The organism is Streptomyces sp. NPDC057877 (genome assembly GCF_042796855.1).
GTDB lineage: Bacteria > Actinomycetota > Actinomycetes > Streptomycetales > Streptomycetaceae > Streptomyces.
The window spans coordinates 168080-181841 of sequence record NZ_JBHVMS010000009.1; the positions used below are offsets into that span (position 1 = coordinate 168080).

Below are 13762 nucleotides of genomic sequence, written 5' to 3' on the forward strand. Positions count from 1 at the left end.
CCAGGTCCCGCGGCGGCCGGATACGCGGATCGAGTGAGGCGGTCCGGCTCCGGTGCCACCGCGCGTCGTGGCGGCGCCGCGACCGGTCGGCCCGGTGTTTTCCTGTCCGGGGCGGTCGCACTCCGCGACCGGACTGGGCCGGAAGGGGCACCGTGGCGGTGCGACAGGAACTGGACGAAGCGAAGGTCGAGGCCTTCATGGAGAAGGCGCTCGGCGACCTCAGCGGGACGATGACCGTCGGCCTGTGCCATGTCGGCGACCGACTCGGCCTGTTCGGAGACCTCGCCGAACGCGGCCCCGCGAGCAGTCGGGAAGTGGCCGACCGACTGGACCTGAACGAGCGCTACGTCCGCGAATGGCTGCGCGGGCTCACCGCCGCGGGCTATCTGGAGGAACCGGAGCCCGGGCGCTTCACCCTGCCCGCCGAGCACGCCCCCGCCCTGGCCGACGAGGCGGGGCCCATGTTCCTCGGCGGCGTGTACCAGATGCTGCCCGCCGCGCTGGCACCGTACGAGCGACTGGCCGAGGCGTTCCGCAACGGCGGAGGGGTCCGGCAGAGCGACTACCCGGACATCCTGTGGGACGGCATGAGCCGGTTCACCGGCAGCTGGTTCGAGAGCGTGATGGTCGACGACTGGCTGAGCACGTTCCCGCACGTCGTCGAGAAGCTGGAGCGGGGCGTCGACGTCGCGGACGTGGGCTGCGGGGCGGGCCGTGCGCTGATCGTGCTCGCCAAGGCGTTTCCCCGCTCGCGTTTCACCGGCTTCGACAACTTTCCCGGGCAGGTGGAGCGCGCCCGGGCGAACGCGGAGCGGGCCGGTGTCGCCGACCGGGTCACCTTCACGACGGTGGACGCCGCCCAGGGGCTGCCGGGGCGCTACGACCTCGTCACCACCTTCGACGTCATCCATGACTCGGCGGATCCCAAGGGGCTCCTGGCCGCCATCAGGGCCGCGGTCCGGGACGACGGCGACTACCTGATGCTCGAGATCAACTGCGAGGACCGGCCGCAGGACAACGTGGGTCCCGTGGCCTCGATGTTCTACGGGTTCAGCGTCTTCTACTGCATGACCACGTCCCTCGCCGACGGCGGGGCCGCCCTCGGAACGTGCGGCATGCCCGAGGCGGTCGTCCGCGACCTCTGCACCGAGGCGGGGTTCAACGAGGTCACCCGGTCGACGGCGGACGACCCCTTCAACGTCCTGTACGACGTCAGGCCGTAGCATGACGGCCTCGCGGCCGGAAGGGACGATCATGCACGCTGGGGACGACGCCGACTCCCTCGACCAGGCGACCGGGGACTTCCTCAAGGCCCGCCCCCAGCTGTTCGGCATCGCGTACCGCGTCCTCGGCAGCTCCGCCGAGGCGGAGGACATCCTCCAGGAGACCTGGCTGCGGTGGCAGCGCGCGGACCGGCGTGACATCAGGGAACCGGCCGCCTTCCTGGCCACGATCACCACCCGGCTGGCCATCAACCTCGCCCAGTCCGCGCGGGTGCGCAGGGAGTCGTACATCGGTCCGTGGCTGCCCGAGCCGATCGACACCAGCCGGGATCCGCAGGCCGGGGCGGAGCGGGCCGAGGCGCTGGAGATGGCGGTCCTGCTGCTCCTGGAGAAGCTGAACCCGGTGGAGCGGGCGGCCTACGTCCTGCGGGAGGCCTTCGACTACCCCTACCAGCAGGTCGCCGAGATCCTGGAGACCAGCGAGGGCAACACCCGCCAGTTGGTGAGCCGTGCCCGCAAGCACCTGGCCGCCGAGCGCAGGGAGCGCGTGAGCCGGACCGAGCACCGGCGGCTGCTGGAAGGGTTCCTCACCGCCGCGCGGACCGGCGACCTCGGCACGCTGGAGGGCCTCCTCGCCGCCGACGTCGTCAGCTACACCGACGGCAACGGGGCACGCGGCGCCTCGCGGATCCCCGTCCTCGGGCGCACGCATGTCTCCCGGTTCGTCGTGGCCTTCGCGCCCCGCTTCTGGCCGGGGACGGACGTCCGCTGGGTCGAGGCCAACGGCCGCCCGGCCGTCCTCGTGTCCACCGACGGCGGCCCCTTCGCGCTGCTGACGGCCGATGTGTCCGGCGAGGGCATCGACCGGCTCATGTGGGTCATGAACCCGGACAAGCTGCTGCCGTACGTGCGGTCCCTCAGCGGCTGAGTCAGGCCATGGCGCCCTCCGTGAAGCGCGGTCTCTTCGTCAGGCAGCCAGCCGGTCCTCCTCGTGTGCGGGGGCCCGGCCGCCGGTGACGAACGCCTCCCGGGGATGCTGGACGGAGGCGAGGGAGACGAGGTCGCGGCCGAACAGGGCGGCGGTGAGCCAGACGCTGAGCACGCGCACCTTCCGCTCCCAGGTGGGGACGGCCAGGACGTGATAGCCCCGGTGCATCAGCCAGGCGGGGAACCCCTTGATGACGATGCGCTTGTACTGGAAGATGCCCCGGCCGATGCCGAGCGTGGCCACCACGCCCAGGCTGCTGTGGCGGTAGTTCCGCGCCTTCCTCCCGCGCAGGTCCGCGGCGATGTTCCGCGCGAGGCGCTTGCCCTGCCGGACGGCGTGCTGGGCGTTGGGCACCGTGTAGGCACCCGGCGTGGTCGCGGCGAGGTCGGGAACGGCCGCGTCGTCCCCGGCCGCCCACGCCTCCGGCACGGGCTCGTTGTCGGTGCCCACCCGCAGGTCGGGGCGTACGACGAGCATGCCCCGCTCGTTGACCGGCAGGTCGGTGTGGTTGTGCACGACCGGGTTGGACGCGTTGCCCGCGGTCCAGACGATCAGCTCGGAGTCGAACTCCGCCCCGTCGGACAGCACGACGTGTCCGTGTTCCGCCGAGACGAGCTGGGTGTTCAGGTGGACGTGCGCGCCACGGCGTTCCAGGTGGCGCACCACCCACTCGCCGGGCTGGTCCGCCACCTCCGGCAGGATGCGGTTCCGCGCCTCGACCAGGTGGAAGGACAGGTCGTCGAGGCTCAGCTCCGGATAGGACCTGAGCATGGCGGTCGCCAGGGACAGCAGTTCGCCGAAGCCCTCGACGCCGGAGAAGCCGCCTCCCACGAAGGTGACGGTGAGCAGCCTGCGCCGCTCGGCACCGGGCGGGAGGGACGCCGCCCGGTCGAACGCGGTCATCAGCCGGTCGCGGACGGCCACGGCCTCCTCGACGTGCTTCAGACCGATCGCCCGCTCGGCCACGCCGGGGATCGGGAAGGTGCGGGTCACCGCTCCGGCCGTGATCACGACGGTGTCGTAGCGGAGTTCGTAGTCGGCTCCGCGCTCCGGGCGGACGGTGACCGTGCGGTCCGCGTGGCGGATCTCGACGACCCTGCCCGCGATCAGCCGGGTCCGGTTCAGGTGCCGTCGCAGGGACACGGCGGCGTGGCGTGCCTCGATCGATCCGGCCGTCACCTCGGGGAGGAAGGGCTGGTAGGTCATGTACGGACGCGGGTCGACCACGGTGACCCGCGCCTCGTCCGAACGCAGCTTCCTCTCCAGGCCCCACGCCGTGTAGAAGCCCGCGTAGCCGCCACCCACGATCAGAATCTCACGCATGCTGTCCTCGGTTTCCTCGCTCCACACCCTGTAGACCGGACAGCGCCGGAGAATGTGACAGCGTGGGAACCCAGGTCAGCGACCGGCCGAAGCCGCCTGCCACCTCAGCCGCTCACCCAACTCCTCGACGCTGCCGAGGAACCATGTCTGCCGTCCGCGGTTGCACTCCCGGACGAAGTCCCGCAGGGCCGAACTGGTCGCCGCGTGCCGGGAGATGTCACCCAGGACGACGACACCCACCCGGAAGTTGACGAACTTCTGGAGGAACTCACCGGCGACACGGGTGCTCAGATCGAAGAACGTGTCATCGAGACGCTCGACCGGGATGACGACCCACTGGGCGCCCTGGTAGGAGGCGTTGCCCGCCAGATCCAGCACATCTCTGGTGTCGGCGAAGGTGTCACCCTCGGGCGCGCACATCAGGACGGGCACATCGTGAACGGTCTCCAAGTTGGTCATGGAGGTCGAGGTTAGGGCCCTGTGTCGGTACCGTCGACCTCGATTACGGGCCCGAGCGGTGCCGCGGGTGGTCAGCCAACTGTTCCGGATGTCCGTAACATCGCTACACCACGGCGCTCGCGGCATCCGCGCGCCCGTGGTGACAGCGACAACGCGTCCGGCAGGAAGGGCAGACAGCCATGTCCGACAGCACCACATCCGCCAGTGAACTGGCATCGCAGTACGCCGCTCAGGTGTCCGGCGACCTCGAGCGCAACGTGAAGGAACAGGAGCGCATCAGTGCGGAGATCGCCGCTCTCCAGGAGCAGTTGGTCACCGTGCAGCAGGATCACTCCGTGCTGGTGAGCATGCAGCAGGCACTCGGCATCACCGCGGAGGCCGCCCCCGCGCCCACGCTCACGGACGAGACACCCAAGGTGCCCGCTCCGCGCAAGAAGACGGGCGGTTCGTCCAAGCGCCGTGCCAAGGCCGCCAAGCCGAGCGGGCGCAAGGCCGCCACGGCGAGCGCGGAGTCGAAGCAGGCCACGCTGGTCGACCTGGTCCACGGCCACCTCGCGGAACAGAGCGAGCCCCGCTCAGCGGCGGAGATCACCGCCGCGCTCGCCGAGGCCCACCCCGAGCGGAAGCTCAAGACCACCGTCGTGCGCGGCACCCTTGAGACGCTCGTGGCCAAGAGCCAGGCACAGCGCAGCACACAGGGCCGCTCCGTCTTCTACACCGCCGCCGACGGGGCGCAGCCGCAGGCCGGGGCACCGGCCGCGGAGGAGTCCGAACCCACCCGGTGAGCGCGCGGCCGGTCAGCGCCGCAGGAGGTCGATGACGCCCGTCAGGTCCTCGTCCCCGCTGCCTTCGGTCAGGCGGCGGCGCATCAGCGCGAAGTAGGGGGTCAGCAGTTCGGGGCTGACACCCTGCTGTTCGGCCGTGTCCAGGAAGGTCGGTGTGCCCGCGACCTGCATGGCGAGATTCGACACGACACCCTTGGTGTAGTCACCGCTGCGCAGTTGGTCGGCGGTCTGGTGGACAGCGGGTGCCATCGCCACGAGCCAGTCGGCGAGCAGCGGAGCGAAGGCCGTGGGATCGATGTCCTCCTTTCGGATGAGAGCGAAGGCGTGGGCGGCCCCGGCGAACATCCCGTACATGGCGCTGAGCAGGGCGACGTCGTGCAGGGCCGCGAACCCCGGGTCCTCGCCGACGTAGGTGGTACCGGCAGGGACGGCCAGGGTCTCCCGGTACCGCTCGAACAACTCCCCCGAACCGCTGTAGAAGACGTATCCGCCGGAGCCGGGAACTCCGATCATCGGCGGTACGGCCATGATGCCGCCGTCCAGGTAGCGGGCGCCGCGCTCGCGGGCCCACTCGGCTCGGGCGCGGGCCTGTGCGGGAGTGCTGGTCGTCAGGTTGACCAGGTCGCGGCCCGTCAGGTCGGCGTCGGCCAGGGCCTCGCCCACCGAGGCGTCGTCGAGGAGGCAGACGACGACGAGCGTGTTCGCCGCGACGGCCTCGGCGGCGCTGTCCGCGGCCCGGCCGCCCTCGGCGACGACGGACGCCGTGCGGGCGGGGGTGCGGTTCCACACGGTGAGCCGGTGTCCGGCGGTGAGCCAGGCGCGGGCCAGCGCGCCGCCCATGGCGCCGAGGCCCAGCAGGGTGACGGAGGTCTTCTCAAGTGCTTCCTTTTCCATGCCGATTAGGCTGGTCACCAGCCCGGACATGATCAAGTACGCACTTTCGAGTGGGTGGTTACCCCGGGGTGAGCGAACAGGTCAGAGAGGCGGGGCATGACGACACTGAACCGGCCGGGCGCCCCGGACGGGCACGCCTGTGGCATCGACACCGCGATGGAGGTGATCGGCGGCAAGTGGAAGGTGCTGATCCTGTGGGCACTCCATGAGCACCCGCACCGCCGCTTCGGCGAACTGCGCCGACTGCTGCCGGGCATCACGGAGAAGGTGCTCGCCTCCCACCTGCGCGAAATGGAAGCGGACGGCGTCGTGCACCGGGCCGCCTACGACGAGGTGCCGCCGCGCGTCGAGTACTCGCTCACGGACGACGGCAGGCGCCTCAACAAGGCGCTCGAGCCGCTGGGGGACTGGGGACGCGAGCGGCTGCGGGACCGGCCGTAGGGCCTCGGTGCCTACCCCGGGGGGCCTGTTGACCCGCGAGGTGATCTCCCTGTTCACCACCGTGTCGGCCGTTGGTTCTCCCGATCCATCGTCGTGTTCTGGATCAGCGGCTAGCATGCGGTTGCGTGCGCTGGTGGCACTCGGGGGAGGAACGCTTGTTCGGTAGTGCCGGGGAAGACGGGTCAGGCATATCGGAGCTGCCGCACGGCGTGCGGCTCTACCGGCTGCGCCCCGACGGCTCCGTCGTCCTCGCCGACCGTGACGGCGCCCGGGACCTCGGGCCCGAGCGGGATCTGCTGCGGTTCATCGACGACGGACAGTTCGCCCACTATCTCGTCGGGGACGCGGCCACCTCCCCGGAGCGCCCCTCCAACGCCACGGTGAAGCTCGGCATCGTCGGCCCGCGCAGCGCCTTCACCCCGCATGCGCACGGCGGGGAGCACTTCGTCCTCAGCCTCGGCTACGCGGCCTGCGGCCTGTACGACGGCGAGCGCGGCCGGGTCACCGAAGTCCCGCTGGCGCCCGGCGAGTTGATTCGCATCCCGGAGATGATGCCGCACTCCTTCGCCAACCGGGACACCTCCCCGCTGACCATCCTCGCCGCCAACACCGGCTACGGCATCGACCACGAGGACTACGCGATCACCGCCCCCGAGGCGGAGCGCAGGGCCGCCGCCGAGCCGTCCACCGGCGCGCCCTCCGGCACCGGCACCCTCGCCCGTACCGGCTATCTCGCGCTGGCCGCCGCCCTGCGGGACATCGAGCGGCTGCAGCGGGTGCGGGGGACGGGTGTCACCACCGCGCGGGAGCGGCTGGCCGCCCGGCTGCGGCGCCTCGCGCACGGACTGGAGGGCCGCCGGTGATCTGTCCGCACTGCGAGCAGTCCCTGCTCCGCAGGGAACGCCCCGCCAACGTCTGCGGCAAGTGCGGCCGCACGTACGCCCTCGACCCCAAGACCAACCCGCTGCGGCTCCATGACCTCCGCGTCCGCCGGGTCACCCGCAAGCTCACCCGGGACGGCCAGGTCCCGTGCACACCGGATCAGTTGTGGTACGCCCTCTCCCGCCGGTCGCTGCGGGAGACCCAGGTCGACATGGGCTGCGCGATCGCGTTGACGTTGTTCGGTCTCGTCGTCGGGATCGCCGGGCTGCTGACGGTCATGGCGTTCGCCGTCGTCGGCGGCCTGCTCCTGCTCGGGGCGCTCGGTTTCGTCGTCGCCGAGATCGGTGGGGTGGGCCGGGGCAGACCACGGCTGGACCGGAAGGCGTTCCACGCCGGTGCGCTGGCGGACTGGAGGCGCGTCTACCAGGCGCTGCCGCCCGGGGTGGTCGACGACAGCGGCTATCCGTCCCCGCCCGCCGTCCCGGCGTCCGAGGGGCTCGTGCTCGTCTGCCCGGACCGGTCCATCGCCGTCTTCCTCGACGCCGCGGGCCTCACCACTCGCTACGGGGTCACCCTCGCCGCCGACCCCGGCGCGCTTTCCGACTCCCCCGGGCCGGGCCCCGTACTGGTGCTCCACGACGCCGACGCCCACGGGCTGCTGCTCGCGGACCGGGTCAGGGCCGCGCTGCCGGGGCGCCCGGTCGTCGACGTCGGTCTGCCGCTCGACGCCGTGTACGGCCGCGCGAACGCGGTGCCCGTGCGGGGTGAGCCGCCGAAGGCGGAGGTCATGGAACCGCTCGCGGAGCGCGCGGAGTTGAGTCCCGCGCAGTTCCAGTGGCTCCGCAAGGGCTGGGGGTTCCCGCTGGTCGGGGTGGAGCCCGCGAGGCTGCTGGCCGTGGTCACCCGCGCCGTCGAGAGGGCCCGCGCGGCGGCCGACCCGGAGCGGCGGCGCGCTGCCTCGGTGGGCTTCATGACCTGGCCGGAAGGGGACGGCGCGTGATCTGCCCCCACTGCCAGGCGTCCCTGCTGCGCAAGGAACGCACCGGAAGCGTCTGCTCCAAATGCCAGCGGCGCTTCGCTCTCGACCCCAAGTTGCACGGCCGCGGCATGCACGACACCCGCGTCCGGCGCATCGCCGGGAAGGCCACCGACTCAGGCCGTCGGAAGGTCACTCTCACCCAGCTGTGGTACCTGGCCCGCAGCTCCAACCCGAGCTGGTCGGCGTCCCCCGCGAGCGGGCGCCCGAGGTGGGCCGGACGCCTGGTGGCTACGGTGCTCGTCGTCGGACTCGTGGTGTTCGCCTTCTTCGCGCGGGACATCCCCGGCGGCGCGCTGATGTGGTGGATCAGCCTCGGACTGGCGTTCGTCGTGTACAAGATCGCCAAGGGCGACTCGCGTCTGCCCGCGCGCCGGGCGAGCGCCTTCGTGGTGCCCGCGCTGCGGGACTTCCGGTCGATGATGCGCGGACCGTGGGTGTCGGTGTACAAGGGCCTGCCGCCCGGGATCGTGGACGACGAGCACCACCGGGAGACGGACCAGGGCACGATCACCGGCAGACCGCCGAGGTCGAGCGGGCCGAAGCCACCCGTCGCGCTGCTCTGCCCGGACCGTGCCGTCCGCGTCTTCCTGTCCGTCAACGACATCCCGCGTCGCCTGAACCTCACCCTGGCCGCCCGCCCCGCGGAACTGCCCGGCACCGGGCCCGTGGTGGTGCTCCACGACGCGGGCGCGGAGGGCTGTGAACTGGTCGCCGACGTCCGCGCCAGCCGCCCGGGAGAGGTGGTCGTGGACGCGGGACTGCCGGTGCGGGCGGCACGCACCAACCGCCGGGGTGTCAGACTCCACGAGACGCCACCCTGGCGCGTCGCCGGGGATCCGTCCGACTGGCCCGACTGGCTGCGGCAGCTGGCGGACGTCGCGCCCGAGGACGCCGAATGGCTGGCCCAGGGCTGGGTCGGCCCCGTCGCCGCGGTCCCTCCAGCCGTGCTGGAGTCGGCCGTCGAACGGGCGGTGACACGGGCCCGCGACGCCCTGGACCCGGCACGCCGTGCGGCCGTCGCGGTCGGGTTCATGAGCTGGCCGGAGCCCACGGCGGAGGACGGGAACTGACATGCCGACGTACCCACCCCGGCCGCTGCTGGAGCGGGCCATCACCCTCGCCGCACGACGTGCGGCGGCCCCCGGCTCCCTCCGCTTCACCGAGCGGCAGCTGTACTACGAGACCTGCCGCGTCCTGCGCCCCACCCCCGCGCCGCTGCGCCGCATCCCGCACAGCCCGGCCCCGCCGCTCCGGCTCGCCCGGTTCACCGAGGCCCTGCGCGGCCGGGAGCCCGCCGGGCTGCTCCCCACGCCGACCGGTCCGGCCCCGACGCTCGGCGGGCCCGCCCGGGAACCCGACCTGTACGCCTACGGGCTGCCCCGGCTGCTGGTCTGCCAGGACCGCTCCATCGCCCACATGCTGCTCGCCAACCACGTCCATGTGGAGGCGGCGTGCCCCGTGCTGAGCGCCGAGGACGAGCTGCCCCTCGACGCCCGGACGGTGGCGGCCCTGGAGCGCGCCGAGGGGGCCACCGTGCATGTCCTGCACGACGCCAGCCCCGCCGGGATCGCCCTGCCCGGCCGGGTGCGCGCGGTGCTCGGGCCGGTGCCCGGCGTCCGGGTGGCCTCGCTCGGCCTGGTGCCCCGGCACGCGCGGACGCTGCGGCTGGTGTCCGGCCGCAGGCCCGGCCCGCTTCCGCCGCTCGGGCCGTTGCCGCCGGGGCTCAGGCCCGCCGAGGTCCAGTGGCTCGCCGCGGGCCGGTTCACCGAGGTGGCCGCGCTGCCGCCCGCCCGGCTCCTGCGTGCCGTACTGCGGCTCACGCGTGGTGCCAGGCCGCCCCGCCAGTCGGTGTGGAGCGAGCTGCGCGACCTGCGCACCGCGGGCTTCATGACCTGGCCCGACGCATGACCGGGCCGCACGCCGCCTTCCCTGTCCCCGAGTTGTGCCGACCCAAGGACCGAAGCGCATGATCCGCCCCCGCGAAATCGGCTACACGGACGAGCTGCTCGCCGACGGCAGCGTCCACCGCACCTACGAGGACGGCCGTCAGGAGTGGCGCCGTCGCGGCCCGGACGGCGTGGTGCGCTGGCACGACAGCGAGGGCGGTTCGGGCACCGACGAACTGCTGGGCGGCAGGATCATCAAGCGCATGCCCGCCGACGGCACCGTGACCTACGGCCGGGACATCGGCTACGGCCGGACCCTGTGGGGCCGGGGCGAGACCCTGATGATCAACCGGACGTCCTTCGGCGGCCGGATGGGCGCGCTCCTCGTCGGTCTCGGCGTGGCGGGCCTCGCCGTCACCGCCGCTCATCTTCCGCCGCTGGCCTTGTCACCGGAGGAGGAAGAGGCGCTGCGGCAGCAGGCGCAGAACTCGACGTCCTCCGGTGGCGGCGAGGTCTCCTACGACAGTGGCGACGACTGGGACGGCGGGGACTGGGGCGACGACGACGGCTGGACCGACGACGACTTCGGCTGACCGGGCCCCCGGCCCAGTCCGCTCACCCGCACAGGAAAGGACGCCTCGGATGGCGCGGTTCTGCGTCTGCCTCGCCCCGGACTCCGGGCACCCCGACGGCCGCACCGGCACGGCCGACGCGCACCTCGCGCGGATGGGCGCCCGGGCCGTCGTACCGGGACTGGCCCTCGTACCGGACGAACCCGGGCCCGCCGAGGGGCCGTTCGAGGCGCACGGGAGGCGTGCGGTCGGTGAGGTCACCCTGTACAACCGCGCCGAGCTGCGTGCCGCGCTCGCGGCCGACGGTGCCACAGCCCCGCCCGACTGCCGGGACGGCGAGTTGCTGCTGCGCTGCTGGGCCCGGCTGGGTGCGCGGGGAGTGGCGCTGGCCGAGGGCATGTTCGCGCTGGCCGTGCTCGACGGCGGGGAGCTGGTGCTGATCCGCGACCAGGTCGGCGCCCGCACCCTCTTCTACGCCCGCGCGGCCGGGGCCTGGGCCGCCGCCACCTCCCTGCGCGCCCTGCGTCGCTGGCCCGCGCTGGGCACGCGCGTGAACCTGTCGGCCGTCCGTTCCTTCCTCACGTTCGCCTATCTGCCGGGCGAGGAGACGCTGCTGGAGGGCGTCCACGAGGTCCTCCCCGGGCGGGTGCTGCGCCTCGCGGCCGACGGGACCGTGACGGAGACCGTGCACTGGGAGCCGACGGAGCGTGTGTCCGGCTCCGCGGAGGAGCCCGAGGAGGCCGTCCTCACGCTGCGGGCCCTCCTCGAGGACGCCACCGCGCGGCGGCTGCCCGAGGCCGAGGCGGTCGGTGTGCTGCTGTCCGGCGGGGTCGACAGCTCGCTCGTCACCGCGCTCACCGCGAAGCTGCACAGCCACCCCGTGCACACCTACTCCATCAGCTTCGGCGACGAACTCCCCAACGAACTCGGCTACTCGGGCCTCGTCGCCGCCCACTGCCACACCCGGCACCGGGTGCTGACGGTCTCCGGCGCGGCCGTCGCGGCGCGGCTCGCGGACACGGCGGCCCTCCTCGACAGCCCCGTGGGGGACCCGCTGACGGTGCCCAACCTGCTGCTCGCGGAGGCGGTCGCGGGCGACGGGCTGCGGACCGTCCTCAACGGGGAGGGCGGCGACCCGGTCTTCGGCGGGCCGAAGAACCTGCCGATGCTGGTGCGGGAGATGCACGCCGGGTCGCCCGACGCGCCCTGGTACGAGGACCGGGCCACCGCCTATCTGCGGTCGTACCGCAAGTGCTGGACCGACCTGCCGGAGCTACTCACCGCGGACGCGCTGTCCGCCCTGGCGTCCGCCCCGGCCCCGCAGCGCTTCGTCGAGCCCTACCTGACCGGCCCGGACCGCATGACCCACCTCCTCAACCAGCTCCTGCACTGCAACCTGCGGACCAAGGGCGCCCATCACATCCTCACCAAGGTGGAACGACTCACCGCCTCCCAGGGCCTCGAGGGCCGTGCGCCGCTGTTCGACCGGCGGGTGATCGACCACGCCTTCGCCGTGCCCCCGCCGCTCAAACTGCGGGGCACGGCGGAGAAGTGGGTGCTCAAGGAGGCCGTCCGGGACCTGCTGCCCGCGACGGTGGTGGACCGGCCCAAGAGCGGTATGCGGGTTCCGGTGCAGCAGTGGCTGACCGGGCCGCTGCGCGAGCTGGCCGGTGACCTGCTGCTCGGCCGGGCCGCCCGGCAGCGCGGACTGTTCCGGCCCGACACCGTACGGACCTGGATGCGCGGCGAGGGCACACTGCTGCCCCGGCAGGGCGGCAAGCTGTGGCTGCTGCTCACACTGGAGCTGTGGCTACGGGCGTACGACCTGTGAGAGCGGGCGTACGGCCTGTGAGGAATCGGGCGTACGACCCGTGAGCAACCGTGGAGGCGACCGCACTGTGAAGACCACCCTCGTCAACCCCCGCACCGGCGCCGTCCGTGGCACCGCCCCCGTGGCCCGTGAGAGCGAGGTGCGGTCCGCCGTCGCCGCGGCCCGGGCGGCGGCGCCCGGGTGGCGCGGTCCGACGCCCAGGGAACGGGCGCGGCGGCTGGACCGGCTGGCCGCACTGGTGGAGGAGAACGCCGCCGCCTACGTCGTACGGGAGGCGGCCGGGACGGGTAAGCCGGACAGCGAGACGGTGGGCGAGGTGGAGCAGGTCGCGGACCTCTTCCGGTTCTACGCCTCCGCCGTCCGGGCCCAGTCGGCGCCCGCCGCGGGGCGGCTGGTCGACGGCCACGAGAGCTGGGTGCGGTGGGAACCGCTCGGGGTGGTGGGGGTCGTCGTGCCCTGGAACTACCCGCTGATGATGGCCGCCTGGCGGTGCGCGCCCGCCCTGGCCGCGGGCAACACGGTGGTGGCCAAGCCCGCCGAGACCACCTCCGACACCCTGGAACTCCTCGCCGAGCACGCCGCCGAGGCGCTCGGACCCGCGGTCCTCACGGCCCTGCCCGGCGACCGGCGGACCGGACAGCTCCTGGTCGAGGCTGACGTCGACATGGTGGCGTTCACCGGCAGCGCGGCGGCGGGGGCCGATGTGGCGGCCCGTGCCCAAGGGCGCCGGGTCAGTCTGGAACTCGGCGGCAACTCCCCCGTGCTGGTGCTGCCCGACGCGCCCGACGACACCTGGACCCAGCTCGTCCGCGCCTGCGTGTACAACGCGGGGCAGAGCTGTGCCGCGCCCGCCCGGGTCGTCACCCTGCCCGAGAACTACGAGGATGCGGTGGCGGGTCTGGCCGCCGCGGCGCGCGCGAGCCTCGCGGGGCGGGACTTCGGTCCGCTCAACAACGCGGACCAGCTGGCCCGTTACGACGGCATCGTCGAGCGCTCGGCCGCGGGGCGGACCGTCGTCGGCGACATCGCTCCGGGGGCCGGTGAGGAGGGCGGCTTCTGGCGTCCCGCCCGGATCCTGGCCGACCTGCCCGACGACGATCCGGCGGTGGTGGAGGAGGTCTTCGGACCGCTGCTCACCGTGCAGCGGGCGGCGGACCGGGACGCGGCCGTGGCGCTGGCCAACGGTGTCCCGCAGGCGCTGGCGGCGAGTGTGTGGACCAGGGACCTGAGCACGGGTCTGGATCTCGCCGGGCGGCTGGACGCGGGGGAGGTCTGGCTCAACTGCCATCTCGTGCAGACCGCCGAACTCCCCCACGGCGGCCGTGGCGCCTCGGGCCACGGCACCGACCTGAGCACGCTGGCCCTGCACGAGTACCAGCGCCCCAAGACGGTGACCGCACGGCTGATCCGCGGGGACTGACGGCGGATCAGCCGTGCCC

At 73.0% G+C, this 13762-nt stretch carries 14 protein-coding genes; 11 read left to right on the forward strand and 3 right to left on the reverse strand.

The annotated features are described in order from the left end of the window. Window positions 1-152: 152 nt before the first annotated feature. Together ACFVQG_RS27480 and ACFVQG_RS27485 are read left to right on the forward strand one after the other, a co-directional pair. Window positions 153-1223, forward strand: a complete 1071-nt coding sequence (locus tag ACFVQG_RS27480) for a methyltransferase (protein ID WP_383388396.1) — start codon at window positions 153-155, stop codon at window positions 1221-1223. A 31-nt stretch (window positions 1224-1254) separates the two neighbouring features. Next, on the forward strand, window positions 1255-2151 hold the full coding sequence (locus ACFVQG_RS27485) for an RNA polymerase sigma-70 factor (protein ID WP_383388398.1): 897 nt from the start codon (window positions 1255-1257) through the stop codon (window positions 2149-2151). Between the two features lie 39 nt (window positions 2152-2190). Here the strand turns inward: ACFVQG_RS27485 and ACFVQG_RS27490 are convergent, their stop codons facing one another. After that, window positions 2191-3534 carry an NAD(P)/FAD-dependent oxidoreductase gene (locus ACFVQG_RS27490; RefSeq protein WP_383388400.1) on the reverse strand — a complete coding sequence of 448 codons (1344 nt, stop codon included), beginning with the start codon at window positions 3532-3534 and terminating at the stop codon, window positions 2191-2193. Between the two features lie 75 nt (window positions 3535-3609). Beyond that, window positions 3610-3993 carry a DUF4180 domain-containing protein gene (locus tag ACFVQG_RS27495; protein ID WP_383388401.1) on the reverse strand — a complete coding sequence of 128 codons (384 nt, stop codon included), beginning with the start codon at window positions 3991-3993 and terminating at the stop codon, window positions 3610-3612. A gap of 179 nt (window positions 3994-4172) precedes the next feature. Between ACFVQG_RS27495 and ACFVQG_RS27500 the strand changes: the two genes are divergently transcribed. After that, on the forward strand, window positions 4173-4778 hold the full coding sequence (locus ACFVQG_RS27500) for a hypothetical protein (protein WP_383388403.1): 606 nt from the start codon (window positions 4173-4175) through the stop codon (window positions 4776-4778). Window positions 4779-4790: 12 nt separating this feature from the next. Here the strand turns inward: ACFVQG_RS27500 and ACFVQG_RS27505 are convergent, their stop codons facing one another. Then, window positions 4791-5672 (reverse strand): NAD(P)-dependent oxidoreductase, encoded by an 882-nt coding sequence (locus ACFVQG_RS27505; protein WP_383388405.1) that lies wholly within the window; start codon window positions 5670-5672, stop codon window positions 4791-4793. A gap of 96 nt (window positions 5673-5768) precedes the next feature. Between ACFVQG_RS27505 and ACFVQG_RS27510 the strand changes: the two genes are divergently transcribed. The 8 genes from ACFVQG_RS27510 to ACFVQG_RS27545 all read left to right on the forward strand — a co-directional run bounded on the left by ACFVQG_RS27510 (window position 5769) and on the right by ACFVQG_RS27545 (window position 13743). Continuing rightward, complete coding sequence (locus tag ACFVQG_RS27510; protein ID WP_383388407.1) at window positions 5769-6113, forward strand: winged helix-turn-helix transcriptional regulator; 345 nt, start codon at window positions 5769-5771, stop codon at window positions 6111-6113. Between the two features lie 155 nt (window positions 6114-6268). Further along, window positions 6269-6976, forward strand: coding sequence for a cupin domain-containing protein (locus tag ACFVQG_RS27515; RefSeq protein WP_383388409.1), 708 nt, complete (start codon window positions 6269-6271; stop codon window positions 6974-6976). Beyond that, complete coding sequence (locus tag ACFVQG_RS27520; RefSeq protein ID WP_383388411.1) at window positions 6973-7995, forward strand: hypothetical protein; 1023 nt, start codon at window positions 6973-6975, stop codon at window positions 7993-7995. Before ACFVQG_RS27515 ends, ACFVQG_RS27520 begins: the two co-directional genes overlap by 4 nt. After that, window positions 7992-9104 carry a hypothetical protein gene (locus tag ACFVQG_RS27525; protein WP_383388412.1) on the forward strand — a complete coding sequence of 371 codons (1113 nt, stop codon included), beginning with the start codon at window positions 7992-7994 and terminating at the stop codon, window positions 9102-9104. Before ACFVQG_RS27520 ends, ACFVQG_RS27525 begins: the two co-directional genes overlap by 4 nt. Before the next feature lies 1 nt (window position 9105). Then, window positions 9106-9942 (forward strand): hypothetical protein, encoded by an 837-nt coding sequence (locus tag ACFVQG_RS27530; protein ID WP_383388414.1) that lies wholly within the window; start codon window positions 9106-9108, stop codon window positions 9940-9942. Between the two features lie 58 nt (window positions 9943-10000). Next, window positions 10001-10513, forward strand: coding sequence for a hypothetical protein (locus ACFVQG_RS27535; RefSeq protein ID WP_383388416.1), 513 nt, complete (start codon window positions 10001-10003; stop codon window positions 10511-10513). Between the two features lie 49 nt (window positions 10514-10562). Then, on the forward strand, window positions 10563-12323 hold the full coding sequence (locus ACFVQG_RS27540; protein ID WP_383388418.1) for an asparagine synthetase B family protein: 1761 nt from the start codon (window positions 10563-10565) through the stop codon (window positions 12321-12323). A 67-nt stretch (window positions 12324-12390) separates the two neighbouring features. Beyond that, window positions 12391-13743 (forward strand): aldehyde dehydrogenase family protein, encoded by a 1353-nt coding sequence (locus tag ACFVQG_RS27545; protein WP_383388420.1) that lies wholly within the window; start codon window positions 12391-12393, stop codon window positions 13741-13743. Window positions 13744-13762: the final 19 nt, after the last annotated feature.

What these genes read in the sequence shown, in the direction of transcription:
- ACFVQG_RS27530 (WP_383388414.1), top strand. Translation starts at nt 9,106, where the DNA reads ATGCCGACGTACCCACCCCGGCCGCTGCTGGAGCGGGCCATCACCCTC.
- ACFVQG_RS27485 (WP_383388398.1), top strand. Translation starts at nt 1,255, where the DNA reads ATGCACGCTGGGGACGACGCCGACTCCCTCGACCAGGCGACCGGGGAC.
- ACFVQG_RS27490 (WP_383388400.1), bottom strand. Translation starts at nt 3,534, where the DNA reads ATGCGTGAGATTCTGATCGTGGGTGGCGGCTACGCGGGCTTCTACACG.
- ACFVQG_RS27500 (WP_383388403.1), top strand. Translation starts at nt 4,173, where the DNA reads ATGTCCGACAGCACCACATCCGCCAGTGAACTGGCATCGCAGTACGCC.
- ACFVQG_RS27505 (WP_383388405.1), bottom strand. Translation starts at nt 5,672, where the DNA reads ATGGAAAAGGAAGCACTTGAGAAGACCTCCGTCACCCTGCTGGGCCTC.
- ACFVQG_RS27540 (WP_383388418.1), top strand. Translation starts at nt 10,563, where the DNA reads ATGGCGCGGTTCTGCGTCTGCCTCGCCCCGGACTCCGGGCACCCCGAC.
- ACFVQG_RS27535 (WP_383388416.1), top strand. Translation starts at nt 10,001, where the DNA reads ATGATCCGCCCCCGCGAAATCGGCTACACGGACGAGCTGCTCGCCGAC.
- ACFVQG_RS27495 (WP_383388401.1), bottom strand. Translation starts at nt 3,993, where the DNA reads ATGACCAACTTGGAGACCGTTCACGATGTGCCCGTCCTGATGTGCGCG.
- ACFVQG_RS27510 (WP_383388407.1), top strand. Translation starts at nt 5,769, where the DNA reads ATGACGACACTGAACCGGCCGGGCGCCCCGGACGGGCACGCCTGTGGC.